Here is a 24522-nt window from a genome sequence, read left to right on the forward strand (position 1 = left end):
CCCCAAGCGATGTCAGACACGACCCTGTGGATCTCACTGTCCCAGGAGATCCTCCGCATCGTGCTCCGCTGAACAGCGGATGTTTGAACGCCTTGGAAGCGCGTGCCTATGGTTCGCGCGCCAGCGCCCCATGAAAAGCCCATCCCCTCAAAGCGATACCACCCAGAACATTCGGTCCCCATCGCGGGCCAGTGCGCCTCCGGATCCGTTGTTGGGTGCGCAGTTGGGAGAGTTCGTCATCCAGGAGCGCATCGGCGCGGGCGGCATGGGCGTGGTGTACCGGGCCGTACACCCGCTGATTGGCAAGCAGGTCGCCATCAAGGTCATGCGCATCGAGATGGTGTCGCAGCAGCAGGTGCAGCGCTTGCTGGTGGAGGCCCGCGCGGTCAATGCCGTCCGGCATCCAGGCATCATCGACATCTTCGGCTTTGGCACGCTCCCGGATGAGCGCCCCTACGTCATCATGGAGTTGCTCCAGGGACGGGCGCTCTCCGATTTCGTCCGCTCGAAGCGCCCCATGGACCTGGAGTCCGTCGTCTGGGTCATGGACCAAATGCTCTCCGCGCTCGGCGCCGCGCACCGCGCAGGCGTGGTGCACCGCGACCTGAAGCCACCCAACGTCTTCATTGTCGAAACCCCCGTGACTCCGGCCGCCGTGAAGCTGGTCGACTTCGGCATCGCGAAGTTGATGGAGTCGCGCGACAAGCCACTGACGGCGGATGACATGGTCATCGGCACGCCGGAGTTCATGGCGCCCGAGCAGATCCGCGGAGACACCGTGGGGCCGGCGACCGACCTCTACGCGGTGGGCGTGCTGATGTTCCAGTTGCTCACCGGCATGCGCCCCTTCCAGGGCGAGTCGGTCAAGGTGATGTTCGCACACCTGGAGGAGTCGCCGCCGCTGCCTTCGTCGCGACTCCCAGGACTGCCGCACGAAGTAGACGCCCTGGTACTCCAGCTCCTCGCGAAGCATCCCGCGTCACGGCCGCCTTCCGCCGAAGCCGTGCGTGAGCAACTGAAGCGCATCCCACTGCGCTCGTCTCCTCGCGCGCCATCCCTTACGAAGACCGAGATCCCTGTCCCAGCGGGTGACAGCCATACACCCAGCACGCAGGAAGCGCTCAAGGCCATTCGCCAACCGCCGGGCATCGGCTGGGCATTGCTCGGAGCGCTGGTGCTGCTGAGTGTGGGGGCCGGCGTCGTCCGGCTCCGCTCAGTGCCTTCTGCTCCTATCGAACCCGCAACCAATGTGAGCCCCCATGGGACTGACGCGGGCACCCATGGGACTGACGCGGGCACCGATGAGACTCATGGGGTCATCCTGGGGGCCGACGCGGGCATCCAGGGGACCGACTCGGCCACGGACGCTGGGACCGACGCGGGTGTGAACCCCACGCCTCCGAAGCCCCCACAGGCGAAGAAGGAACTCTTTCAGCGCATCCAGCGGCTCCGGATGGAGTTGTTCCGCAGAAGCGCGGGCGCACCAGAAGCAAAGGTGATGAAGGAGTCACTGCAAACGATCGCGCAGTCCGCGCAATACGCGCGCACCGCAAAGGACTACGCGGGGGCCCATTCCGCGCTGGACGACTGGGAAGATCGCCTCAAACAGCGCTTCCCCCCGCGCTAACCCCGGTCCTCCTCGTCCGCCTCATCCAGCCCCTCCGGCGACTCCAACAACCGCCGGGCCCGCTCCATCATCTCCACGACGATCTGCCCGGCGGGCTGCACGGTGTCGATGCGCGCCATGCTCGCGCCTCCCGCCGGCAGGCTCATCTCCTCCAGGTCCCCCTGCGTGTCCGGCGTGGGCAGGAAGGAGCTGAACTTCGGCATCACGTACTGCACGTCCAGCACGCCCGGGAACAGCCGCGTCGTCCCGATGGCGTCCGACTCCGTCGGCGGCGGCACGCTCGACTCGCGCCCCGCCCACTCGCGCACCACGCGGTTGCGGATCACCCGCATGCGCTTGCCCGGCCACTCCGGCCCGAACAACGTCGTCAGCGCCGTGTCTCCCGCGTCCCCATCCACCAGCCGCTCCTTGTAGAGCGGGTGCGCGTACGCCTCCACCGACGCCACCAGCCGCGTGCCCACCCAGACGCCGTCCGCGCCGTGATGCAGCGCGCGTGCAGCGCTGAAGCCGTCCGCGATGCCTCCCGCCGCCAGCACCGGCACCGCGTCCGTCAGCTTCCGGAACTCCTTCAGCAACACCAACGTCGGCGTGCTGCCCAGGTTGCGCCCGCCCGCCTGCCTCCCCTGGGCGATGAGCCCCTGCACCCCGGCATCCAACGCCTGCCTCGCCAGCTCCACCGTGCCTGCCTGCACCCAGACCCGCGTCCCCGCGGCCTGCAGCGCTTGAATCCATTCGAGCGGCGGCAACGTCCAGTGGAACACCACCACCGGCACCTTCGCCGCGATGCACGTGTCCATGTGGTCCCGCGTCGTGAAGCCGTGCGGCTCCAGCCGGTCCACGATGAAGTCCACGCCGTAGGGGCGCTGCGTGCCCGCCTGGATGGCCTTCAGCCGCGCCTCCAGCACGCCCGGCGGCTCCGGCGCCGTGCCCAACATTCCCAGGCCGCCCGCTTCCGACACCGCCACCACCAGCGGCGGCAGGGACACGAACGCCATGCCCGCTCCGACGAAGGGATAGTGGATGCCCAGCTCGCGCGTCAGCCGCGTCTTCAGCGTGTTGCCCTCCAACACGTAGATGGGCTTCGACTTCGGACGGGCCTCCAGGCCCGCGGCATCGGATTCTCCGTCCGCCAGCGACGCCTCGTCCTCGGGGGAAGCAGAGGGCTGGCCGGGTCGTCCGTCGTTCGCGCCGTTCATCGCGTCTCCCGAAAGGATGCTGACGTACCGAGCCTTCAAGATTAGCAGCGCCGCCCCCCGATTCAGTCGCGGCCGGGCGGGGCCGTGCTCACTGGCCAGCAGAGCGGCCTCACTCCTCCAGGATGAGGCCGCCGGACCCCAGCCCCGCGTCCGTCAGCACCCGCCCCCGCCCCAGCCGCCGCGTCAGGGGCCGGTAGCGCTGCGCCACCAGGGTGCTCAACCTGAACGGCAGCTTCCGCTCACGCTCCACCTTGCGGGCCCGCTCCACCAGCGCCTCGCGCGTCAGCCGCGACGGGCCTTCCAGCCCCACCAGGACGCGGTTGGTCGTGGTGGGCACCTCGAAGATGGACAGGCCGTGGAAGCTCACCTGGTAGGTGCGCACCATCGCTTCGTAGTGCGGGTTCCCCGCGGACTCCCAGACGTTGCTCGCCACCGCCCCGCCCCGCGTCAGCCGTGAACGCACCGCGCCCAGGAACTCGCGCGTGGCCAGGTGCCCGGGAATCTGATCCGCCCCGTACGCATCCAGGAAGATGAGGTCGTAGGGCGGCCCGTCCGCTTCGATGAAGGCCCGCCCGTCCCCCACGTGCGCGCGCAGGAGCGCGTCCTCCTGGAAGCCGCAGTACTCCTTCGCGGCGTCCACCACCGCCGCATCCAGCTCCACCACGTCGATGTGCGTGTCCGGCAGCACCGCGTGCAGGAACATGGGGATGGAGCCGCCCCCCAACCCGATGGCGAGGATGTTCTCCGGCTGGGGCACGAACGCCAGCGCCACCATCGCCATGCGGGTGTACGGCAACTCCAGCCGCAGCGGTTCGCCAGGCCACACCACGCTCTGGCGCGCCCCCCCGTCGCCGAAGCGCAGAGAGCGGCGTCCGTCCTCGTCCTCGGTGACGATGACGGGCCCGGAGCCGTCATCGCGCTCGTCCGCCGCCGCCAGGGCCCGGGCTCCCTACTTCGCGTCCGTCACCGGCAGGGGTCCGCTGTCCAACACCCGCTGCGCCGTCACCGCCGGCCCGTACCGGGGCGTCTGGATGGGCGTGCCCTGCGCGTCCTTCCCTTCGCTCAGCGTCACCGCGTCCGCGTCCGGCAGGTAGCCCACGCGCAGGGACACCTCGCGCACGGTGGACAGCTCGCGCGTCTCCTCCGGGCCCGTGGCGTAGGGCAGCGCGGTGCGCAGGGGCAGCGGCACCACCACGCGGCGATTCGCCGTGGCTCCCGGCTCCACGCGGCTGACCGCGGGCACCTCCGGTGCCTCCACCGCCAGGTCTTCCGGCACCGGCAGCAACATCCGCGACAGCACCACCTTGCCGCCGGACAGGTCCACGTAGGCCCGCTCGGGCGCCAACGTGAGGTGGCCACTGAAGCCCACGTCCCACAGGCCGTCCGTGAGCAGCACGGCCTTCTGCGTCCGGTTGTGCACCGCGTAGGTGACGGCGAGCGTGTCCGCCTCGCGCGCCACCGACTCCACCTTCAGCTCCACATCCGCCTGGGCCACGCGCTGTCCTCCTGGATCCGCTGCTGGGGGCGCGGGCCGCTCCGGCGCCCGCGCACAGCCCATGATGATTGCCAGCGCCATGATGGCACCAGCGCGGCGGAAGGTCTTCATCCCCCGAATCCTAGTAGCGCGGGCGGGTCGGCAGGTTCAGATCGTCGCGCAGGACGTTCTCTCCGGGACGTCCGCCCTGCACCACGTCCGGCGTGGACGGGTCCTGGTCCAGGTCGATGGGCAGGCCCACCGCGGAGGTCTCCAGGTTGCGCGTGCCGTCCTTGGAGCCCAGCGCCAGCGTGCCGTTGTTCATGTCCGACGCGTGCACCAGCTCGTGGAACAGGCCCACGACGGGCGGGCGGTTCATCCACTCCTCGCTGCCCAGCGAGATGCGCGTGGTGTTGTAGTTCACCTGCGAGTCCGTGCCCTTGCCCGGCGTGCCGTCCGCGTTCATGAAGCCGTCGTTGAAGTTCGTGCCGCCCGCGCTGTTGCCGCTGGACGTCTCGCGGATGACCGTCTTCTTGCCGCTGTCGTCCAGCGTGCGCAGCAGGTCCTGGCCCGAAGGCAGCGAGCGCATCGCGTCCAGGTCCGACTGCACGCGCGCCTGGAACTCCGCGCTGCCCGTCACGGAGACGGAGGAGCCCCGCTGGTCCGCGTCCGTCATGTCGACGATTTCACGCTCGCCCTCGGCCGCGTCGGCGGTGGTCTCGCCCTCCTCCACGTAGAGCTTGTCCGTGCCCGTGCCGCCACGGACCGTGTCCTTGCCCGCGCCGCCCGCCACCGCGTCGTTGCCCGCGCCGCCGCTCAGAGTGTCGTCGCCGCGCCCGCCGATGACCTGGTCGTCGCCCTCGCCGCCATAGGCCCGGTCGTTGCCCGCGCCCGCGTCGATGTAGTCCCGGCCCTTGCCTCCGGACAGATAGTCGTTGCCGTCCAGGCCGTACATCACGTCGCGGCCCTCGCCACCCATGATGCGGTCATCGCCCGCGCCGCCCTCCAGGTAGTCGTCGCCGTCCATGCCCTTCAGCGTGTCCTTGCCCTCGCCACCGATGATGGTGTCGTTGCCCGCGCCGCCGATGAGCGTGTCACTGCCCGCGCCGCCCGTGAGCTTGTCGTCACCGTCACCGCCGTCCAGGGTGATGTCCTGCGTGACGCTCGCGTCCACGGTGATGGAGTCGTTGCCGGCGCCGCCGTTGATGATGACGCCCTTGGACTGTTCGGCGGTGAGGTTCACCGTGTCGCTGCCGGACGTGATGGTGAGCCCGCCGTTCTTGTTCTGCGTCACCTTCGCGGTGTTGTTGCCCGCGCCCAGGTCCACCACCGTGCGCCCATCCGCGTTCGTGCTCACCTGCGGCGCGAGAGCCTTCGCCACGCCCTTGGCGACCTTGTCGAGGGCCGAACCGATGCCCGACGCGATACCGCCCAGGAAGCCGCCGCCGTCCTTGTCCTTCTTCACCGCCGTCTCGGTGGTGCGGACCTCCGACAGCGGAGGACGTGAACCCGCGCGGGGCCCGGAGTCGAAGCCGTCCGACATCCGCTGCGTGACGGCGGCCTTCACCGCGTTGGGCTTCGCCGGCGTGGCGGGCGTCTTCGGCTGCGGGGTGCTGACAGGGGACGTCGTGCGCGAGCCGGGCTTGCCAATCGTGGTCATGTCGCTTCTCCCAGGTGACGGAGACACCTGGCCAGGGGTCCGGGCGACGGGGCGCCAGGGTCGGCAGAACGCCGACATTCCAGATTGTCGTGAACGTTTGCCGCCAGTTGCGTCGCCCGGCCCGGAACGACACGGCGCGGCACGGAAGCCTCTGGAATCGTTGTGTTTCTCAATTCCCGATTCGCGAGATGGTTTCAAGGATTTCGTGTATTACAGCTTCACCGCCCCTGCCCCATTCGCGGGGAAACGGGGGGCGGATGACGGGAGGGAGCACCGCATGAAGCTGAAGACGTTGCTGTCCGCCGGGGTGGCCTTGGCCGCCGCGGCGTGGGCTGGTCCAGGAGTGGCGGCCACGGCGAACGGCCCCATCTGTGACCCGGCGGCCTACGTGAACTCGACCACCTATTACAACTGCACCGGGAGCAGCCACACGGCGCTGGATATCGGCAACGGATCCTGCGGCGAGTGGAACCACCGGGGCATGCTGGTGGGCAACTACTACTATTACTACTACGGCGGCTGCGCGGCGGCCTGCTACGGCTCCACCTGCAACGGCGGCGCGGGCAACTACTACGTCGTGTCCGGCGCGAACGGCTGGGACTTCCGCCAGCTGCACTTCTACGCCAACGTCAGCTCTGGCACGAAGACGTGCGACCGCTGCGCGCTGGGGCTCGTGGGCGGCACGGGCAGCGCCACCGGCCCGCACGTGCACGCGGACAACCGGCAGTACGGCACGCGCAAGTCGGCCTGGTACACCAGCGTCGGCACCACGTGCGGCACCAACGCCAACTGCACCAACCGGCTGGGCGTTCCCACGCTGTAGCCAAAGCGTGCAGGTGTCCTCGGGCAGGGGCCGCACGTCCCCTGCCCGGCTTCACGTCTCCGACGTCCGGCGCGCGTGCGCCCGTCGTTCCTCTTCCGCGTGAGCTCCCTTCGACATGACCTCCCGTCCCCTCTTCAAGGTCGCGCTCGCTGGCCTCGTCCTCCTCGTCGCCCTGGGCGTCGTGTGGTGGCGGGGCTCGGCTGGGAGCGATGACGCCGGTCCTTCGCTGCCTGTCGCGGCGATTCCTTCCGTGCCCACGGCCTCCGCCGGGAATGGCGCCACCGGGGAGCCTCCGCCCGCCGCGCGCGCTGGACCTCGCGAGGAGATCCCCATGCCCGGGTGCTGGGACGGGCTGGCCGTGTTGGACAGGTCCGCGACGATGGAGTCGCTGCACGCCGCCGTGGCCGCCGCCATCCAGGCGCGCGACACCGCGCTGGTGGCCTACCTCCAGGAGCGCCTGACGGAGCTGGTGGGCAATGATCCGGACCGCGCGCTGCAGTTGGTGGCGTGGGCGGTGAACGCCGCGCCACCGGAGCCGGCCATCTACCTGGAGGCCCTCAAGGCCTCGCCCGCCGTGCGCCACCCGCGCGTCACGGAGAAGCTGGTGTCGGTGGCCGAGGACAAGACGCTGGCCACACCGGACCGCGCCTCCGCGTTGGACGCACTGGAGACGCAGCACCGCTTCACGCCGGAGACGCGCGGCCGGCTCAAGGCCATCGCGATGGATGACTCCGCCGACTCCGCCGCGTGGACGGCCACGCGCACGCTGGGCCGGGTGATGAAGGAGGACTACGAGCGCACCGGCACGTATGCGCCGTATTGGAAGGACCTGCTGGACATCGGCACCACGTCGGATGACTCGGCGGTGCGGCTGCTCGCGCTGGAGATGCCTTCGTACTCCGACCCGCTGCTCGACTCGGACTCCATCGACGCGCTGGCGAAGGTGATGCGCACCGACAAGGACCGCGACGTGCGCGAGATGGCCGCCTTCCGGCTCGCCGTCACCGAGGACCCGCAGAAGGCCCTGGCCGCGTACCGCGCTGCCTTCGACGGCGAACATGACCTGTGCGTGCGCTGGGCCTTCCTGCGCTTCGCGGTGCGCGCGGCCGGCGCGGACGCACTGCCCCTGGTGGAGGAGTTCGCGCGCAAGGACCCGCGCCTGCGGCAGGACTACCTGGACTTCAAGGCGCTGTACGCCACCGGCACCACGGACTTCGCGCGCATCTGGATGGGCAAGAAGGAACACCACGACTGCGTGGTCGAGGAAGGAGCGCCGCACTGATGGGCTCGCGAACGATGAAGGCCCGAGTGCTCTGGCTGTCGCTCCTGCCAGGACTGGCCCTGGCGCAGGGCGCGCCCGTTGCCGTCCCCACCCGGACGGCCTGCACGGTGGAGGGCATGCTGGACGAGGTGCGCGTGGCCATGAAGACGGGCTCGCCCGCGTACCGCAAATACGCACGCCTGCGTTTGAAGGAGGCCGCCATCGCCATGCCGCCGGAGGCCCTGGGCCGGGCCGTGAGCCAGGAGCGCGACCCCGCCGTGCTGGAGGCCGTGGGCGCGGCGCTGGCCACCAAGGCGAGCAACGCGCAGAAGCCGGAGCTGCTCCAGCCGCTGCTCTCCCGCGCGAGCCAGGACGCGGACCCCGGCCTGCGCGCCGCGTCGGTGCGCGCGCTCCAGGGCTCGCCGTCGGTGGAGTTCATGGCGAAGAACGGCGACGTCGTCACCTACGAGCAGCTCGTGCGCGACAGCGCGCCGGAGGTGCGCCAGGCGGTGGTGGAGAACCTGGTGACGGAGAGCGCGGGCATCTACTTCGGCCACAACCCGGAGCTGGCGGAAGCGGCGGTGAAGGTCGCCTCGGCCACGGACGACCCGGCGCTGGCCACGCGCCTGCTGGGCGAGGTCTCCATGGAGGCCGCAAGCCCGGAGGTGGTGCGCAAGCTCACCCAACAGCTGAGCTCGGAGAACGCGGGCCTGCGCGCGGCGGCGGCGAAGGCGCTGGGCGGCGTACCGGGCTCTGAGTCCGCGGGCGCTCGCCGTTCGCTCACCTCGCTGTACCGGAGCGACAGCGACCTCGCGGTGCGCAAGTCGGCATTGGAGGGACTGGCGCGGCTGGGCCAGTCCGGCGCCCGGCCGCTCCTGGAGTCCCTGCGCGGCGTGGACAAGCGCCTGGATCCAGAAATCGACGCGTGGCTGTCCGCGCTCCAGCGTAACCTCCAGGAGTGGCACCTCATCCTGCGGGAGAAGCAGCGCTTGTCGCCCTGAGTGCGTCCGCTGGGGAACGGCTGTTCCATGGCGGGCATCCTTCACGCCCGGCCCCGCCGAAAAGGTGGCCGGGCGGCGGGGTGAGCGGCAGGTTGAGGGGGCCATGTTCGACAGCGGTTTCGGCTCGTCCACCCTCGCACTGGCGCTCGTTGGCAGCGCCGTCACCGTCCTCTCCACCAGCCTGGGCGCCGTGCCCGCCCTGGCCATGGGCGGCATCTCCCAGCGCACCAAGGACGTGCTGATGGGCTTCAGCGCGGGCGTGATGCTCGCGGCCACGGCCTTCTCGCTCGTCGTGCCCGCCATCCACCTGGCGGAGGAGCGCACCACGTCGCGCTTCGTCCCCGCACTGGTCGTGGGGGGCAGCATGCTGGTGGGCGGCCTGTTCCTGCACCTGTGCAACCGCTTCATCCCCCACGAGCACTTCATCAAGGGCCAGGAGGGCAACGCGCAGGCGGCGAACCTGAAGCGCATCTGGCTGTTCGTGCTGGCCATCGCGCTGCACAACTTCCCGGAGGGCCTGGCGGTGGGCACCGGCGTGGGCAGCCGCTCCATGACCATCGCCGTGCCCATCCTCGTGGGGATTGGCCTGCAGGACATCCCGGAGGGTTTCGTCGTGGCGCTGGCGCTGATGGGCGTGGCGTACAGCCGCAAGCAGGCGGTGCTGGTGGCGCTCTACACGGGGCTGGTGGAGGGCGCGGCCGCGCTGGTGGGCTTCTTCGCCACGTCGTTCGCTTCAGGCGTGCTGCCGTGGGCGCTCGCGTTCGCGGGCGGCTCCATGCTGTACGTCGTCAGCGACGAGATGATCCCCGAAAGCCACCGCCAGGAGTACGCGAAGGAGGCCACCGCCGGGCTGATGGTGGGCTTCGTGCTGATGATGTTCCTGGACGTGACGCTGAGCTGACGCTTTGCGTGCGCGCACCGCGTCTGTGTCCTGCCGGACACCCGGCTGCCCCGCCCCGTGTGGCCCGGACGTGGTAGTTTCAGGTGCATGTCTGTGTCGGATCGAACCCGCGTCGACGGGACCCCCGGGGAGTCGAAGGACAAGGGCGCCCACCTGGACGAGGAGGGGCAGGAGGCCGCGCTCCACGTGACGCTGCCGTACGAGCAGGCCCGCCGTCCGGGGGACCTGCCCACGGTGCGCCGCTTCCGCCTGTCCGTGGTGGAGGGCCCGGGCGCGGGCATGGTGTGGGAGTCCACGGCGGACACCTGTTCGGTGGGCTCGCATCCGCTCAACGACTTCGCGGTGGAGGACTCCACCGTGTCGCGCTTCCACTGCGAGGTGCGCATCGGGCCCAAGGGCCCGCAGGTGAAGGACCTGGACAGCCTCAACGGCGTCATCGTGGACGGCGTGCAGGTGGTCGAGGGCATCCTGCGCAGCGGCAGCCTGCTGCGCCTGGGCCGCGTGGTGCTGCGGTTCGACTTCAGCGCGGAGAGCAACCGGCTGCCCCTGTCGGAGTTGACGCGCTTCGGCACGCTGGTGGGCACGTCCGTGGCCATGCGCGGCTGCTTCGCGATGATGGAGCGGGCCTCCGCGCGCGACGTCACGGTGCTGCTGGAGGGAGAGACGGGCACGGGCAAGAGCCAGGCGGCGCTCGCCATCCACCAGGCCAGCCGGCGCAAGGACGCGGCGTTCCTGGTGGTGGACTGCGGCGCCATCCCCGCGCACATCCTGGAGAGCGAGCTGTTCGGCCACGAGAAGGGCTCCTTCACCGGCGCGGTGAGCCGGCGCGCGGGCGTCTTCGAGGAGGCCGACGGCGGCACCGTCTTCCTGGACGAGATTGGCGAGCTTCCCCCGGAGTTGCAGCCCAAGCTCTTGCGCGTGCTGGAGAACCGGGAGATCCGCCGGGTGGGCAGCAACACGTACCAGCCGGTGGACGTGCGGCTCATCGCTGCCACGCACCGCGACCTGCGCGCGGAGGTGAACGCGGGCCGCTTCCGCTCCGACCTGTTCTTCCGGCTCGCGGTGCTGCGCATCGCCATGCCGTCCCTGCGCCAGCGGCCGGAGGACCTGTCCATGCTGGTGTCGGGCATCCTGGCGTCGCTGGGCGCGGACCCGGAGCGCACGGGCGCGCTGCGCACGCCGGAGTTCCTGTCGCGGCTGAGGCACGCGGCGTGGCCGGGCAACGTGCGCGAACTGCGCAACCACCTGGAGCGCTGCCTGGTGTTCGAGGACGCGCTGCCGCTGGCGGAGGAGGACTCTCGCCCGGAGGGCAGCCCGCTGGAGCTGGACCTGTCGCGGCCGTACGCGGAGCAGCGCCGGCGCGTGGTGGACGACTTCGAGCGGAGATACCTGCGGGCGCTCCTGGAGAAACACCAGGGCAAGGTGGCCCAGGCCGCCGTCACCGCCGGCATGGACCGCGTGCACTTCTACCGGCTGCTGCGCAGGCACGGCATCAAGCCGTAGGCGGCTTCAGCGCCGGGAGGAGAGCCGCCAACGCTCGGGGGCATCCGGCACGGGACTGACGACGAAGTCCGCCTCCAGTCCCCGCAGCGCCGGACCGGTGACGATGGGCGTGGCCGCTGCTCCGTCATCCCGCACCCAGCCGGGCAGGTGGAGCAGGCCCCCTTCCCCACCCGCCGCGTCCCAGGCGGAGGCACTGGCTTCCGTCCAGCCGTGAGCCTCTTCCCGCGACGTCAGCCGGTCCACGTGCACGGTGACGTGCAGGCGCGCGGTGGAGGTGCCCTTCCCCGTCAGCGCGAGCCCCACGTCCAGCACCCGCGCCCGCAGCTCCCGTTCGCGTCGCACGTCGTCCGGGAGGCTGGCCACGGCGAGCAGGCACGCACCGCCCATCACCCGCACCTCCATGCCGGCCTCGCGCGCCAGCGTGCTCGCGCGCTCCAGGCCCGCGTCCAGGTCCTCCATCGCCGCGGGGTCCGGTTCTCCCGTCAGCCGGGCCTCCACGTACAGCCCCACCGCGCGAGGGACGGCCACCGGTGCCGCGCCTCCCAGCACCGCGCCCCGCAGGTCTTCCAGGAGCGCGTCCACGTCCGGGTGGCGCTCTTCGCGCGCCTTGCGCAGACACCGCAGCACCACCGCGTCCAGCGCGGCGGACACCGGCGCGTGCTCTCCGGGGCGTGGCGGCGGCGCGTGCAGGTGCTGCTGCTCCACCTCGTGGCGCGTGGTGCCCTGGAAGGGCGGCATGCCCGTGAGCAGTTGGAAGAGCAGCACGCCCGCGGCGTACAGGTCCGTGCGCGCGTCCGGCACCTCGCCGCGGATCTGCTCCGGCGCCATGGACAGCGGCGTGCCCAGCACCACGCCGGTGTGCGTGAGCGACGAACTGCCCGGAGCGCCCGGCACCAGCCCCTTCGCCACGCCGAAGTCCACCAGCTTCACGGCGGGGCCGCCGCGCCCCGGGGCGAGCCGCACCACGTTCTGCACCTTCAGGTCGCGGTGCACCACGCCCGCCGCGTGCGCCACCCGCAGCGCCGCGCCCACCTGCTCCATCACCTCCAACACCTCGCGCGGGGACAGGGGCCCGCGCGTGGCCAGCTCCGCCGCCAGGTCCTGCCCCTCCAACCACTCCATGGCGATGAAGGGCCGGCCGTCCGACAGCTCGCCGTACCCCAGCACCGTGACGATGTGCGGATGGCGCAGCCGCTGCAGCGTGGCGGCTTCACGCCGGAAGCGCCGCAGCGCCACCGCCGCCGCGGCCACTTGCGGGTGCAGCACCTTCAGCGCCGCGGGCACGCCGGATTGCGCGTGCCGCGCCCGGTACAGCGCGGACACGGGGCCGTGGACCTGGACGCGGTCCACGACCCACTCGCCCACGAGCGCTCCGGGCCGAAGCTCCTCGCCGTAGAGGGCCTCCTCGCCATTGCCCGCCATGGGCTAGCGCTTGCCCCGTGAGGTCTCCTGGGGCGGCGGGGGCTCCGTCCAGCGCTTGCACAGCTGCAGATGCTGATCATCCACCAGGTCGCACGCGCCGTTGAGGAAGACGGTGACGGGCTCCTCCCAGACCTGGTTGGACGTGTCCATGCAGGCCTCGAAGTCGCCGTCGCCCGACAGCAGCGAGCCGTCCTGCGTCTTGCACTGGTAGGGCGTGTTCGGGGTGGTGCTCCAGCACGGCCCCGTCACGGTGGCCGCGCAGTCCTCTTCCGTGCCCGGCAGCGCGCACACGCGGTAGGTCGCGTACGCCCGGCCGTACACCCAGCCCGGGTCGTAGCAGGAGTAGAGGTCCTTGAAGACGGGCTTCGACTGGCGGCCCTTCGGACGGTTGATGGTGTAGCGGTCCTTCTGCCCCGCCACCAACGTCACCGTCACGTTGATGTCGTCACGGAGCGCGTCCCTGCCGAAGAGGTTGCCGTAGAAGGCGCCCTCGCGGACCCGGTACACGGCGCGCTCGGAGAGCGGCGCCTGCACTCCCGCCGAGACGCCCACGGTCGCAGTGCCCTCCGCGTCGCTGTCCCAGGGCGCGGTCATCACCGTGAAGTACCCACCCGACACAGGGCAGGTGAAGTTCACGGAGGGGTCCGTGTCCGTGGAGGACGAGGGGTCCGTGGACTCCGGCACGCACCCCTGGCTGGACTCCACGTGGCGCGCGTCCGTCTTGTCGCAGCCGGCGATGCCCCGGCACACGCGCAGCACCATGCGTGCTTCGCCGCTGGAGCCCAGCGGCGTCCCGGACGGGCAGACCGCCGGGCCGCCCGCGCCCACGGAGATGGTCTGCCCCGCCGGGCACCACCCCACCGAGTGCATCTTCCAGCCGCAGTTCCGCTCCGCGCCCACCGTCTGTTCGTCGCACGGCACTGCGCTGTTCACGGACGCGGTCGTGGTCGGCACGTGGTCGAGCGGTACCGTCCATGCGTCCAGCGCGAACGGCTGCGCGATGGAGAGGACAGGCTCATGGATTTCCCCGCGCATGGACAACTCCACGCGGTAGCCCAGGCCGTTGTTGCGCGATAGGAGGCACGCCGTCACGCGCCGGAGGCACGCGTCTCCCGGCGCCTGCGTGCGCCACCACGGACAGAGGCCCGCGGAGCCGGCCCATTCACTGCGCTGAGAGCCGGAGGGTTGGAAGGGGTTGAGGTATTCGAGCGTCTCCCCCTCGCCCAACGCACAGCTCACCAGGTACGCCATGAAGCGCTGCGCGTAGGGGTCGCGGAGCTGGTTGTTGACGAGCGCGGTGCCCATGCCAGGGCTCATCACGTCCGGGTCGAAGAGGGACTCCAGCGAGTTCGTGGACAGGGCCGCGTTGGCGTCATGGTTCGCGGCGATGGCGTTGAGCACCAGCTCCCGCGTCGTGAGCGAGTTGGCGATGCGGATGTCCGCCTTGCTCGTGCCGAGCTCGACGTCGGAATCGGCGCTGACAAGGGTGTCTTCCGGGAGCGCGGGTTCGCAGCCGGTCAGGGCCAGCAACAGGAAACACCAGGGGACTCGGAGGACGGAGGAGGCCATCGCGCGAACACTCCTTGGGTAGGATTCGGAAACAGGAAGGGAAGGAAACCCCAGGCGCGGCCTTCTTGTCTCCCTGTAGCGTGAAAGGTTACGTGCGCGGCACCGTGTAACGATTCCCGTTACAGCGCTGAGGGTACGAGCGCGGCACGCAATGCGTGGAAACGCGTAGACCACAGCGGGGCTTCCGCCACGACAGGGCCGGCGCGTTCGAGCCACGCGAGGGCTTCTTCCATGGCGCCCGTGCGGCGCGCGATGGCGGTGGCCTGAAGGAGGATCTCCGCCTTCTCATCCGGTGAGGCCAGCGCGTCCGCTTCGGTGTGGAGCGCGGCCCAGTCCGTCGCTTGGAAGGCGCCGGCGGTCTGTTGATGGACCTGGAGCTCCACCAGCCTCCGCATGATGGCGGTGGGCGGCAGGGATTCCGGCGGACAGCGCTCCGAAATCCAGGCGAGCTGGCGGGCCGCCGCTGCCTCGTCTCCCGCGGCGGCCTGGATGCGGGCGATGAGCAGCGCGTCCACGGGCACGGGGTGTTCGCGGAAGAAGCGCACGCCCAACTCATGCGCTCGCTGCGCGAGGGGGAGCGCTTCGTCCAGGCGGCCCTGCATGTAGAGGACCTCCGCCAGGTTGAAGGTGGACCAGCGCTCCATCTGCGCGTGGGCCAATTCGCGGCCCAGCGCCATGGCGCGACGCAGGTCCGCTTCCATGCGGGACACGTCGCCCTGGCGGAGCCACAAGAGGACGCGGTTGCACAGCACGGCGGCCTTGTGCAGTCCGTCGCCCGCGGCCTCGCAGCGCTCCAGGGCTTCGTCGAAGCGTTCGGCGGCTTCTGGCGCGCGGTCCAGGAAGGTGAGCGCGGAGCCCAGCAGGGCCAGCGACACGACCAGCGTCTCGTGGTCCCGGGCGCGTTCGGAGCCTTCGGCGGTGGAGGTGAGCACGCGGGCCGCGGCGGCCCACTCGCCCTGACGCACATGAAGGCGGCCCCGGGCCAGGCCGCAGCGAAGGGACAGGCGCGGCGCGTCCAGGGGCTCGATGGCGTCGAGTGCTTCGCGCGTGCAGACGGCGGAGCCATCCGAGTCCTCCATCCAGTCGCGCGCGGTGGCTTCCTCCAGCAGCAGATCCACTTCGAGCGCGGCGTCGCCCCGGATGCGGGCAAGAGCGCGCGCGGCGGACAGGTCCGCGAGGCTTTCCCGGAAGCGCTGGAGGCGGTGACGGACCTTGCCTCGTCCCGCGAGCGCCTGGGCCCGGCGCGCGTCATCTGATTCCGGAAGGAGCGCGAGCGCGCGCGTGTAGTGCTGCTCTGCTTCCACGGGCAGGTGACCGGAGCGAGCCTCCTCCGCCAGCGACAGGTAGTCGCGCGAGGCCTCCAGGTGGGCGCCGCAGACGGCCGCGTGGTGCGCACGGCGGCGGCGTTCGGCCACATCGTCGCCCACGCTGGCCTTGAGTGCGGCGGCGTGCAGTGCGCGGCGGGGCGCGGGAGGCAGCAGGGCCTCCAGGGCCTCGCGCAGCAGCGGGTGGCGGAAGGCGAAGCGGCCCGGGCTGGTGGGACGCAGGAGGCCCGCGCGGGTCAGTCGCTGTAGGCCTGCGCCCGCGTCCAGCGCGGCGGCGCGCGACAGCTCCGGTCCCGCGGTCAGGTGGCGCAGAGCCGAGTCGACGCGTGCGACGTCCACCTCCGTGCCGAGCACCGCGCACAGCCGCGCGAGAACACGGTGGGCTTCCGGAAGGCCCGCGAGCACGCGTGGAGCCAGCCGTTCGAACAGCGGCGTGACGGAGACATCCAACAGCGCATCCGGCGCGACGTACCATCCGCCCCCCGGCGCCGAACGCAAGGCCCCGGCGGCTCGGAGCGCGCGAGCCAGTTCGACGAGGGACAGGGGCACGCCCTGCGCCAGGAGTTCCAGGCGCGCGAGCACGGGTTCGGGGATGTGCTCCGCCGGACGCAGCAGGTGGACGAGCACCGCACGGCTGGCTTCCGGAGGCAGGGGCGGCAGCGTGTGGCGTGAGACGTGGGCGCTGCGCTCTCCCAGGTGGGGCCGCAGGCCCAGCAGCGAAGGACGTCCGGCGACGCAGATCCAAAGGGACGCCCGCGGTCCTTCGAGCGTGGCGCGCTCGAGCACATCCAGGCTCAGGGGATCCGCGAGGTGGGCATCGTCCAGCAACAGCACGAGCGGGGCTTCACATGCCTGGGCAACGAGGGCCTCGGCCAGGATGCGGGGCTCCGCGGACGGACGGCCCGCGACGGCGCGCAGTGAATCCAGCAGGGCGTTGGACAGCGACGCATCCGGAGGAGGAGCGCGCAGGCGGACGACCCGGGCGTGGCCCGTGGACTCCAACTGGAGCGCGAGCGCCTTGAGCAACCGTGACTTGCCATGCCCCACCTCGCCGGTGAGCACGCCCAGGCCCGGTGCCGAGGACGACAGGCTCCGCGCCGCGTCCGCGACCAGTGCGTCCAGCAGCGCGTCGCGGCCCACGAACGGAGGAGGCTCACCGTCAGCGCGAGCTCCGTCCTCGTCGTGGAGGCGCAGACGGAAGACCGCGCCGTTCTCGCGCTCGGTGTCCCCGGATCCTGGTGACGCCGCGCGTGGACTCTCCGCGACCGCTTGCGACGAAGTGGACTCGCGGATTGCGGACTCCCGCACCGCAGGGCGCGCGTCGCCTGCGTTCCACGGCCCTGCCGTGGATCCGATGCTCTCGGGCGACTGTTCCTCCCGCGCGCCAGGATCACGAATCCCGAGCGAGGCTTCGATGTCGTCGGGCTGCGTGACGGGCTCGATCCACCCGGGCTCCAGCCTCGCGACCGCCTCCGGTGTCACCCGCACTTCGCCCTGCGCGAGTGCCCTCCCCCACCACGTCTCCGGCCGCTCCAGCGCGGCACCCGCGATGCGCGGCAACGTGGTGCCGGGATGCACGTACAGCACCGCGACGTGCAGGACCGCGGAGGCCTCTCCGGACTCCACCAACCGCCGTGCCGCGAGCGCTCCCGCGCGCACGTTCGCCTCCGCCGACAACGACTCGCAAAAGACGAGTACGTAGCCGCCCGCCGCGACCCGTGCCAGCACTCCGCCGAACGGCTCCAGCGTGGCCGCCAGCCCTTCCACCGACGCGGCCGTGCGCAGCCCCAGCACCGCCACCGGACGCGCGCCCGCGAACGTCACCAGCGCCTGCGCCGACCGCGCATCCCTCGCCCCGACGACACCGGACAGCGAAGGCCCTTCCACGCACGCGGCCTCGAACGCGGCCAGCAACTCCTCCGCGCTCGCGTACCGTTCCGCCGGCTCCTTGGCCAGACACCGCGCCACCACCGCGTCCAGCGCCCCCGGAACCTGCGCCCGCTCCGACACGCGCGGCGGACGCTGGCTCACGTGGCCTTCGCGCACCTCGTCCGGAGTGCCGTGGAACGGCGGCGTCCCCGTGAGCAACTCGAAGAGCAGGACGCCCAACGCGTAGATGTCCGCCGCCGGACCCGCCTCGCGCGCGTCCAGGCACTGCTCCGGCGACATGTAGACCGTCGTGCCCGCGCGGTTGCCCGCCGCCTCCGCCGGCCCCGCGTCCATCCATCGCGCGAGCCCGAAGTCCAGCAGACTCAGCGCGCCACCTTCGCGCAGGAAGATGTTCTCCGGCTTGAGGTCCCGGTGCGCGACTCCCACCGCGTGCACGCGCGCCACAGCCTGACACAGCCCCGTCAGCAACTCCCGCACCCGCGCCACGGACGCCGCGCCCGTCCCCGGCAGCGCCGCCATCCACGCCGCGAGCGTCTGCCCTCGCAACAGCTCCTGCACCAGGAAGGGCCGGCCTCCCACCCGCCCCTCTTCCAGCACTTCAGGAACCGTGGGCGGCCCGACGCGCCGGAGCGCCTCCGCCTCGTGGGCGAAGCGCGCATGGTGCGGCCCCAGTCCCACCTTGAGCGCCACCTCGCGGCCGTCCGACTCGCGCGCCGCGGTGAAGACGTGGGCGAAGCCCCCCACTCCCAACAGGGCGGCACCGGACAGGCCGGGGACGTCGGGAATCGCCAGCGGCTCCAGGGGGAGACCGGACCCGGCGGCGACGCCATTCACGGGACACGCCGCGCCCGGCGCGAGGCGGCGGTGGCAGACCGGACAGCGCATGCGGATGCCCGGAGGCTACCAGAGCGCCCGCGCCAGCACGATGCCCACCCCCACCAGCCCCTCGCCCGCGATGAGCCCGGCCGCCAGCGTCACGCCCGGCCCTTCCGACGCGGGCCTCCACCTCCGGGCCAGCTCCCACCCCAGCCCGCCCAGGAAGAACCCCAGGCAGGTGGAGGCAGGCAGCAGACACGCCAGCCCCACCCCTACCGCCGAGGGCGTCCAGCGGCGGAACCGCTCCGGCAGCGCCTGCTCCCCCAGCGTAAGGACGGCCGCCGCGCCCGCCGCCCAGGCCATGGCGAGCCGCAGGTCCGCCGAGACGGCATCCAGCCCTGACGCCAGCACCTGCGCCACACCCGCCGTCATCGTCGCGGCCGGCGCCGGGAAGCGCTCCGAACCCAGCACGGAGGGGTCCGGCACCAGCAGGTAGAACAGCGGCACCACCACCAGCGCCCCCACGACGCACCCCAACAGCTGCGCCAGGAACACGCGGCGAGGATCCGCGCCCAGCAGGTGTCCCGCCTTCTGGTCCGTGAGCAGGTCCGCGGAGGAGGACGCCGCGTTGACCGTGATGCCCGCCGTCGCCAGGTTCGCGCGCACATCCCCGGGCAGCAGCACGCCATACGTCAGCTGCGTCACCTGCCCCAGCGCGCCCACGGGGCTCATGTCCGTCTCCCCCGTGACACGGCAGGAGATGAGACACAGCACGAACGACAGCGCCACCGCGAGCAGCGCGTGCGGCACCGGCACGTCGAAGCCCACCCGCGCCAGCGCCACCGTCGCGGGCGTCAGCACCAGCATCCCCGCCACCCACCACCGCCCGGGCACCTGGAGCGCTTCAATGGGATGCGGCGCCTGACGCTGCCCGCGCAGCCCCCGCAGCGCCCGGCCCCACACGCGGGCCTGGAGCGCGAACTGCAACAGCGACGCGGTGGTGAGCGCCGCCGCGCCCGGCCACAGCGCCCACGCGAGGAAGTCCCCATCCGGAGCCACCACGCCCGCCGCCATCAACCGGGGCGCGACAACGCCATGGACGAAGAGCGCCCCCAGCCACATGGACGCGGTGACGCGCACGCCCAGAAGCGCGCCGCCGCCCACCGGCATCAACCCCGTCTCCAGCGCGAACCCCAACCGCTCCAGCGACACGCCACCCAGCGTCCCGGGAAACGCATACGCATAGGGCAAGCGCCCGAAGCCATCGCGCGCGAGCGTCAACACGCCCGCGATCAGCCCACCCACGCCCAGCATGCGCAGCCGCGGCCCCGCCGCCTCCCCTCCCGAATGCAGCGCGCGAGCCGTCGCCGCCGCGGCCGTCCCGGACGCGAACGGAAGCTGCTCCCGGTCCACCAGCTGCCGCTTGAACGGCACCGCGAACAGGACGCCCAGCGCGGACAACAGGAACGTCCACGCCAGCAGCGTCATCCCGGGCAGGTGGTGCCCCGTCGTCAACAACCACGCCCCCTGCACCGACACGAGCGCGCCGCCCGTCGCGTATCCCGCCGACGACGCCACCGTCTGCGCGCATCCCAGTTCCAGCAGGGACAACGGGCTCCCGGCGACGCGGGGGCTCAAGCGCCGGAGCGCCCCATGCGTCGCGGACGCGAGCAGCGCGGCGGTGACGGCCACACCGAACGCCACGCCCGTCTTCAGGCCCGCGTAGAGGTTGGTGGCGCAGGTGAGCACGCCCAACCCCGCGCCCAGGAGCACCGCGCGCAGGGTGAGCTGGGGCAGCCGGCCGCCCTGGTACACGCGCGTGAGCCAGTATGTGTCCACCTCCGCCTGCGTCGTGCCGGGGATGCGCAGCAGCGTCAGCGAGGCGTCGGTGGGCGTGTCCCCGGCGGGGACGGCTCGGGGGGCGGGGGCCGGCATGGGCCGTCCATCCTCTCCGTTCGCACCCTCCCGCGCTACATCCCCGCCCAGCTGTGACCCGAGATGTCTCAATCCCTGTCGTCCCCGCCCGCACAATCACAGGCACGCGGATGTCACAGACTCCAACCTGATTTCGTGGGACATCAGGAACTACTGGATACATACTCAATGTGAACCGAGCCAACACTCATGGTGAGGAGGCGTCCGGTTCGCGGAGTTCCCCGATGCTCCCCGTCACCCCCAGCTGGAAGCGCCTCGCCCTGACGGCGATGGTGTTCTCGACTCCCCTCATGGCCGGCTGCACGGCCGAGCCCACGCGCGAAGCGCCGACGGCCGCCGTGCGCCAGGACCGGGCCCACGATTCGCTGAAGATGTCGAAGCTGTACGCGCAGTGGAAGCAGCAGCACGCGGATGGCACCCAGATGCCGCTCGACCTGGGCGACGCGGATCAGTACGCCTTCCTGATGAAGCGCCTGGAGGCGGCGGGCAACACCCCGGCCAACTCCCCGCGCCTGTTCTCCAGCCTCTCGCGGCAGCGCGAACACGTGCTGGCCCAGAAGGCCTCCGGCGTGAAGGCGCAGACCACCACCCCCGAGTGGTGCGGCCACCTGCTGCCGCTGGAGGAGATTGCTCACGGCAACGGGGAGACGACGTTCCAGGGCTCGGGCTACCTCACCTGCGCGGGCGGGGCGGACTACTCCTACGTGGACTTCAACGCGTACTCCACGACGCCGGACCGCCAGGACTTCCAGCTGCTGGCCACGACGGCCACGGAGGACTACCTGGCCAAGACGCTGGAGACGGATCCGCTGAACGTGGTGCTGGACGCGGGTCCGGACCGGGTCCTGTATTACGACTCGGTGGGCATGGCCTATGACGAGGCCAGCGGCCGGATGGAGACCTTCTACTCCACCGCGGACACCACGGTGCTGCTGCTGCCGCCGGGTCTGAACTTCGACCACCCGCGCGAGCTCATCGGCACGGGCCTGCCGGGCAACGCCATCCGCACCTGCCTGGAGCGCGGCTCCGCGACGGGCGCGCTGGATTGCGACTACACGCTGGCGAAGAAGGACGCGGCCGGCAACATCACCGCCTTCGCCGGCGGCTACACGGGCGTGGCGGCGGTGAATGCCCAGCAGTCCGTGACCGCGAAGAAGTGGGTGCCGGACACGACGGCCTACTGGCCCACGCCGGGCGCGTTCAACGCGGCCAAGCTGTACCTGCCGGCGCGGGGCACGTACGTGACGGGCCTGCCGGCCAACTGCACCGTGACGACGGTGAAGAGCGAGGTGAACATCGTCCTCCTGAGCGCGGGCGGTCGCTGCAAGGTGAACAACGTCGCCGCGACCACGCCGGGCACGGTGGTGCTCACGGGCAGCCTGCCGCTGGGCACGGGCCTGGACGCGTCCAGCATTCCCTTCAACGGGCTGATGGACCTGGGCACGGACTGCCTGGCCCACGAGCAGGACGTGGCGATGCAGGCCTTCACCACGGTGAACGCGACGTGCCCCCGCTCCGGTGGCGGCTTCAGCCCGGTGACGCGCGTGGGATTCCGCCGGCTGGCGGTGCTGGACTTCAAGAACAGCTGCCTCGCGGCGGGCACGCGCGTGCTGCGCGCGGACGGCCAGTCCGTCCCCGTGGAGTCCGTGAAGGTCGGTGACCGCGTGCTGTCGAACGCGGACGGCCGCGCCCTCACCGTCACCACCGTGACGAAGGGCACCGAGTCCCAGCCGATGGTCCGCCTGAAGGCGGGCAAGGGCCAGGACGTGCTCGTCACCAATACCCACCCCATGGTCAGCCGCACCCGCGGCGTCGTGACGGCGGGCGAGCTCGCGGTGGGCGACGTGCTGCTGACGAAGAACGGCGAGGCGACGCTGGCCTCCGTGGAGCGCGTGCCCTTCAAGGGCCAGGTCTACAACCTGACCCTGGGCACGGACACGGAGCTGCTGGACGTGGGCGCGAAGGAGCACACGCTCATCGCCAACGGCTTCCTGGTGGGCGACGCGCGCATGCAGACGGACCTGGCGCGTGAGAAGCACCCGCCCGTCTCCTCGGACGTGCTGGCCGTGCTGCCCGCCGCGTGGCACGCGGACTACCTGAACAGCCGCCGCTAAGCGGCGTCAGGCCTCGCGCGAACGCAGCAGGTAGAAGACGTAGCCGTAGCTGTCCCCGTGGCGGCGGTACAGGTTCACTTCCTGTTCCGCCGCCGCGATGACCTCGCGCAGGGCCGCGTCCGCGGTGGGGCGCAGCCGGTCGATGCGCTGGAGGAGCGGCGTGTAGTACTCGTCCCACCACGCGGACGCGGGCAGCGTGAAGGTGTCCAGCACCGTGAAGCCCGCGGCCTCCGCGCTGGCGCGGTTCTGGGCGATGGTGCCCATGGACGGGTACCCGGCGGACCAGAAGCGCACCGCCTCCGGAGGACGGACGTCGGTGAGCCAGGTGCACTCGGTGACGGCCACCTGTCCACCGGGCGCGAGCAACGGCCGCCACTGGCGCAGGCCCTGCTCGAAGCCCATCAGGTAGATGGCGCCCTCGGACCAGAGCAGGTCGACGGAGCCGGGCGGTAGCGACAGCGCGCTCATGTCCTCCTGACGCGTGACGATGGCGTCCGACAGCCCCTGCTCGCGGGCCTCGCGCTCCAGCCGGTCAAGATAGGGCCGGTGCAGGTCCACGGCGGTGACGCGCGTGCCCAGTTCCCGCGCGAGCACCAGCGACTGCCGTCCGGTGCCCGCGCCCAGGTCCAGCACGCGCGGCGAGGGCGGCAGCGGGGACAGGCGCCGCAGCGCTTCCCGGGTGCAGGCGTCGCTGCCGGGGCCCAGGCGGGGCAACTCGTTGTAGAGGGTGAAGAAGGCGTTGACCGTCTGGCGCAGCTCGCCGGAGCTGCGCTTCACGTTGCCCTGGAGCAGCGGGACGCGCTTCCAGTGCTCCTCGATGCGCTGCTTGAAGAGCTCCGGCATGGGCAGGTCCGCGCGCAGCGTGGTCCACGTATCGAGCGCGACCTCCACGGCCCCCTTCACCACCGGGAGGACGTCCTCGTCGCTCAGGCCCAGCTTGCGCGCCAGGCGCTCGAAGCTCTGGAGCGACACGTCCTCGAAGCGCTTGGACTTCGCCAGGTTCAGCGCGAGCTGGTCCTGCGGCATGTACTGGATGGTGGAGACGAAGTCGTACGCGGGAGACAGCGTGGGGCGCGTGCCGTCCGGGTAGTAGAGGGACCAGTTCTTGTGGTGCGCGTCGCCGTTGCCGCACGCGATGATGAACACCAACCGCCGCAGGAACTCCTGGAGCGCGTCCAGGCCCGCGACCTTGAGCAGCACGTTGGCGATGGTCTCGTAGTTGTACTTCTTGTACTTCTCATCGGAGTACAGCCCCAGCACCTGCGCCAGGTCCTCCATGTGCACGCGGCGGCCGGGGGACGGCCGGTCGAAGCGTCGGATGGCGTAGGCCAGGTCCTCGCGCAGGGTGATGCCCTCCGGGAGGCCGTGCAGGTCAGCGACCGGGAGCAACTGGAGCTCCGGCACGTCGATGCCGGTGGCGCGCGCCCACGTCATCACGGACAGCTCGTTCTCCGGCACGCGGTCGTAGCGGTTGTCCGGGAGCTTGACGATCCAGTCTCCGCCCAGGCCGCCCATGGGCAGCGTCATGCCCCGGTCGCGCCGGAGCATGGAGAACTTGAGCTGCACGCCCGCGAGCGAGAAGCGCAGCGGCTCACCGTCCGAAACGGGTTCGGCGGGAGCTTCGGCGAGCGGCGCGTCGTGGCCGGCGAGCTCGCCCGCGGGGCGGACGATGACGGCGCCAGAGAGGTCCGCGCCCAGGTGGGCGATGAAGAAGAACTCACGCTGCCGGGCGATGTGCTGGCGTTCGGAGATGAGGTCGCGCAGCGGGCCTTCGGGCAGGAGGTTGGAGAAGAACGGTGGCAGCCGCATGCGGCTGGTGTGGCGGCGTGACAGGTCGTCCTCGAAGAACTGGCCCAGGACGGGGCGCGGGTAGCGCTGGCGGTAGTCCTCGGAGAGGCTGAATTCGATGCGCTCGTCCGCGAGCAGCGTGAGCGTGCCGACGTGCACGTCGCCAATGAGGACGTCGAGGATGCCCGTGGTGGACACAGGGAGCGTGGGGTCCATG

General features: G+C 71.3%; 16 protein-coding genes. 7 read left to right on the forward strand and 9 right to left on the reverse strand.

What is annotated here, in order from left to right:
• The first annotated feature begins 211 nt into the window (after window positions 1-211).
• On the forward strand, window positions 212-1627 hold the full coding sequence (locus GTZ93_RS25480) for a serine/threonine-protein kinase (RefSeq protein WP_257979009.1): 1416 nt from the start codon (window positions 212-214) through the stop codon (window positions 1625-1627).
• Here the strand turns inward: GTZ93_RS25480 and GTZ93_RS25485 are convergent.
• The 4 genes from GTZ93_RS25485 to GTZ93_RS25500 form a co-directional block, all read right to left on the reverse strand.
• Window positions 1624-2823, reverse strand: a complete 1200-nt coding sequence (locus GTZ93_RS25485) for an NAD(P)H-dependent flavin oxidoreductase (RefSeq protein WP_139915958.1) — start codon at window positions 2821-2823, stop codon at window positions 1624-1626. The genes GTZ93_RS25480 and GTZ93_RS25485 overlap by 4 nt on opposite strands.
• Window positions 2824-2932: 109 nt before the next feature.
• On the reverse strand, window positions 2933-3652 hold the full coding sequence (locus GTZ93_RS25490) for a spermidine synthase (protein ID WP_315967363.1): 720 nt from the start codon (window positions 3650-3652) through the stop codon (window positions 2933-2935).
• Window positions 3653-3772: 120 nt separating this feature from the next.
• Window positions 3773-4429 (reverse strand): hypothetical protein, encoded by a 657-nt coding sequence (locus GTZ93_RS25495; RefSeq protein WP_139920499.1) that lies wholly within the window; start codon window positions 4427-4429, stop codon window positions 3773-3775.
• 10 nt (window positions 4430-4439) lie between these two features.
• Complete coding sequence (locus GTZ93_RS25500) at window positions 4440-5957, reverse strand: M91 family zinc metallopeptidase (RefSeq protein WP_139920501.1); 1518 nt, start codon at window positions 5955-5957, stop codon at window positions 4440-4442.
• Between the two features lie 277 nt (window positions 5958-6234).
• Here GTZ93_RS25500 and GTZ93_RS25505 point away from each other — a divergent pair, with 277 nt between their 5' ends.
• The 5 genes from GTZ93_RS25505 to GTZ93_RS25525 all read left to right on the forward strand — a co-directional run bounded on the left by GTZ93_RS25505 (window position 6235) and on the right by GTZ93_RS25525 (window position 11446).
• Complete coding sequence (locus GTZ93_RS25505) at window positions 6235-6780, forward strand: M23 family metallopeptidase (protein ID WP_120580071.1); 546 nt, start codon at window positions 6235-6237, stop codon at window positions 6778-6780.
• Between the two features lie 115 nt (window positions 6781-6895).
• Complete coding sequence (locus tag GTZ93_RS25510) at window positions 6896-8062, forward strand: HEAT repeat domain-containing protein (RefSeq protein ID WP_139920503.1); 1167 nt, start codon at window positions 6896-6898, stop codon at window positions 8060-8062.
• On the forward strand, window positions 8062-9042 hold the full coding sequence (locus tag GTZ93_RS25515; RefSeq protein WP_139920505.1) for a HEAT repeat domain-containing protein: 981 nt from the start codon (window positions 8062-8064) through the stop codon (window positions 9040-9042). Before GTZ93_RS25510 ends, GTZ93_RS25515 begins: the two co-directional genes overlap by 1 nt.
• Before the next feature lie 103 nt (window positions 9043-9145).
• Window positions 9146-9943 carry a ZIP family metal transporter gene (locus GTZ93_RS25520; RefSeq protein ID WP_139920507.1) on the forward strand — a complete coding sequence of 266 codons (798 nt, stop codon included), beginning with the start codon at window positions 9146-9148 and terminating at the stop codon, window positions 9941-9943.
• An 87-nt stretch (window positions 9944-10030) separates the two neighbouring features.
• A complete protein-coding gene (locus GTZ93_RS25525) occupies window positions 10031-11446 on the forward strand; it encodes a sigma 54-interacting transcriptional regulator (RefSeq protein ID WP_370457135.1) in 1416 nt (471 codons plus the stop codon).
• A 6-nt stretch (window positions 11447-11452) separates the two neighbouring features.
• Here GTZ93_RS25525 and GTZ93_RS25530 read toward each other — a convergent pair whose 3' ends face one another.
• From GTZ93_RS25530 to GTZ93_RS25545, 4 genes are all read right to left on the reverse strand, one after another.
• Window positions 11453-12868 carry a serine/threonine-protein kinase gene (locus GTZ93_RS25530; RefSeq protein ID WP_139920508.1) on the reverse strand — a complete coding sequence of 472 codons (1416 nt, stop codon included), beginning with the start codon at window positions 12866-12868 and terminating at the stop codon, window positions 11453-11455.
• A 3-nt stretch (window positions 12869-12871) separates the two neighbouring features.
• Window positions 12872-14437, reverse strand: a complete 1566-nt coding sequence (locus tag GTZ93_RS25535) for a hypothetical protein (RefSeq protein ID WP_139920510.1) — start codon at window positions 14435-14437, stop codon at window positions 12872-12874.
• 119 nt (window positions 14438-14556) lie between these two features.
• Window positions 14557-18537 (reverse strand): serine/threonine-protein kinase, encoded by a 3981-nt coding sequence (locus GTZ93_RS25540; protein ID WP_139920512.1) that lies wholly within the window; start codon window positions 18535-18537, stop codon window positions 14557-14559.
• 15 nt (window positions 18538-18552) lie between these two features.
• Window positions 18553-20403: an OPT family oligopeptide transporter gene (locus tag GTZ93_RS25545; RefSeq protein WP_161663047.1), complete on the reverse strand. Its 1851-nt coding sequence runs from the start codon at window positions 20401-20403 to the stop codon at window positions 18553-18555.
• A gap of 224 nt (window positions 20404-20627) precedes the next feature.
• Here GTZ93_RS25545 and GTZ93_RS25550 point away from each other — a divergent pair, with 224 nt between their 5' ends.
• Window positions 20628-22517: a Hint domain-containing protein gene (locus GTZ93_RS25550; protein WP_139920951.1), complete on the forward strand. Its 1890-nt coding sequence runs from the start codon at window positions 20628-20630 to the stop codon at window positions 22515-22517.
• A 6-nt stretch (window positions 22518-22523) separates the two neighbouring features.
• Here GTZ93_RS25550 and GTZ93_RS42930 read toward each other — a convergent pair whose 3' ends face one another.
• Window positions 22524-24521: a HipA domain-containing protein gene (locus tag GTZ93_RS42930; protein ID WP_257979382.1), complete on the reverse strand. Its 1998-nt coding sequence runs from the start codon at window positions 24519-24521 to the stop codon at window positions 22524-22526.
• Between the last annotated feature and the right edge of the window lies 1 nt (window position 24522).

The sequence above is a fragment of the Corallococcus exiguus genome (assembly GCF_009909105.1).
GTDB lineage: Bacteria > Myxococcota > Myxococcia > Myxococcales > Myxococcaceae > Corallococcus > Corallococcus exiguus.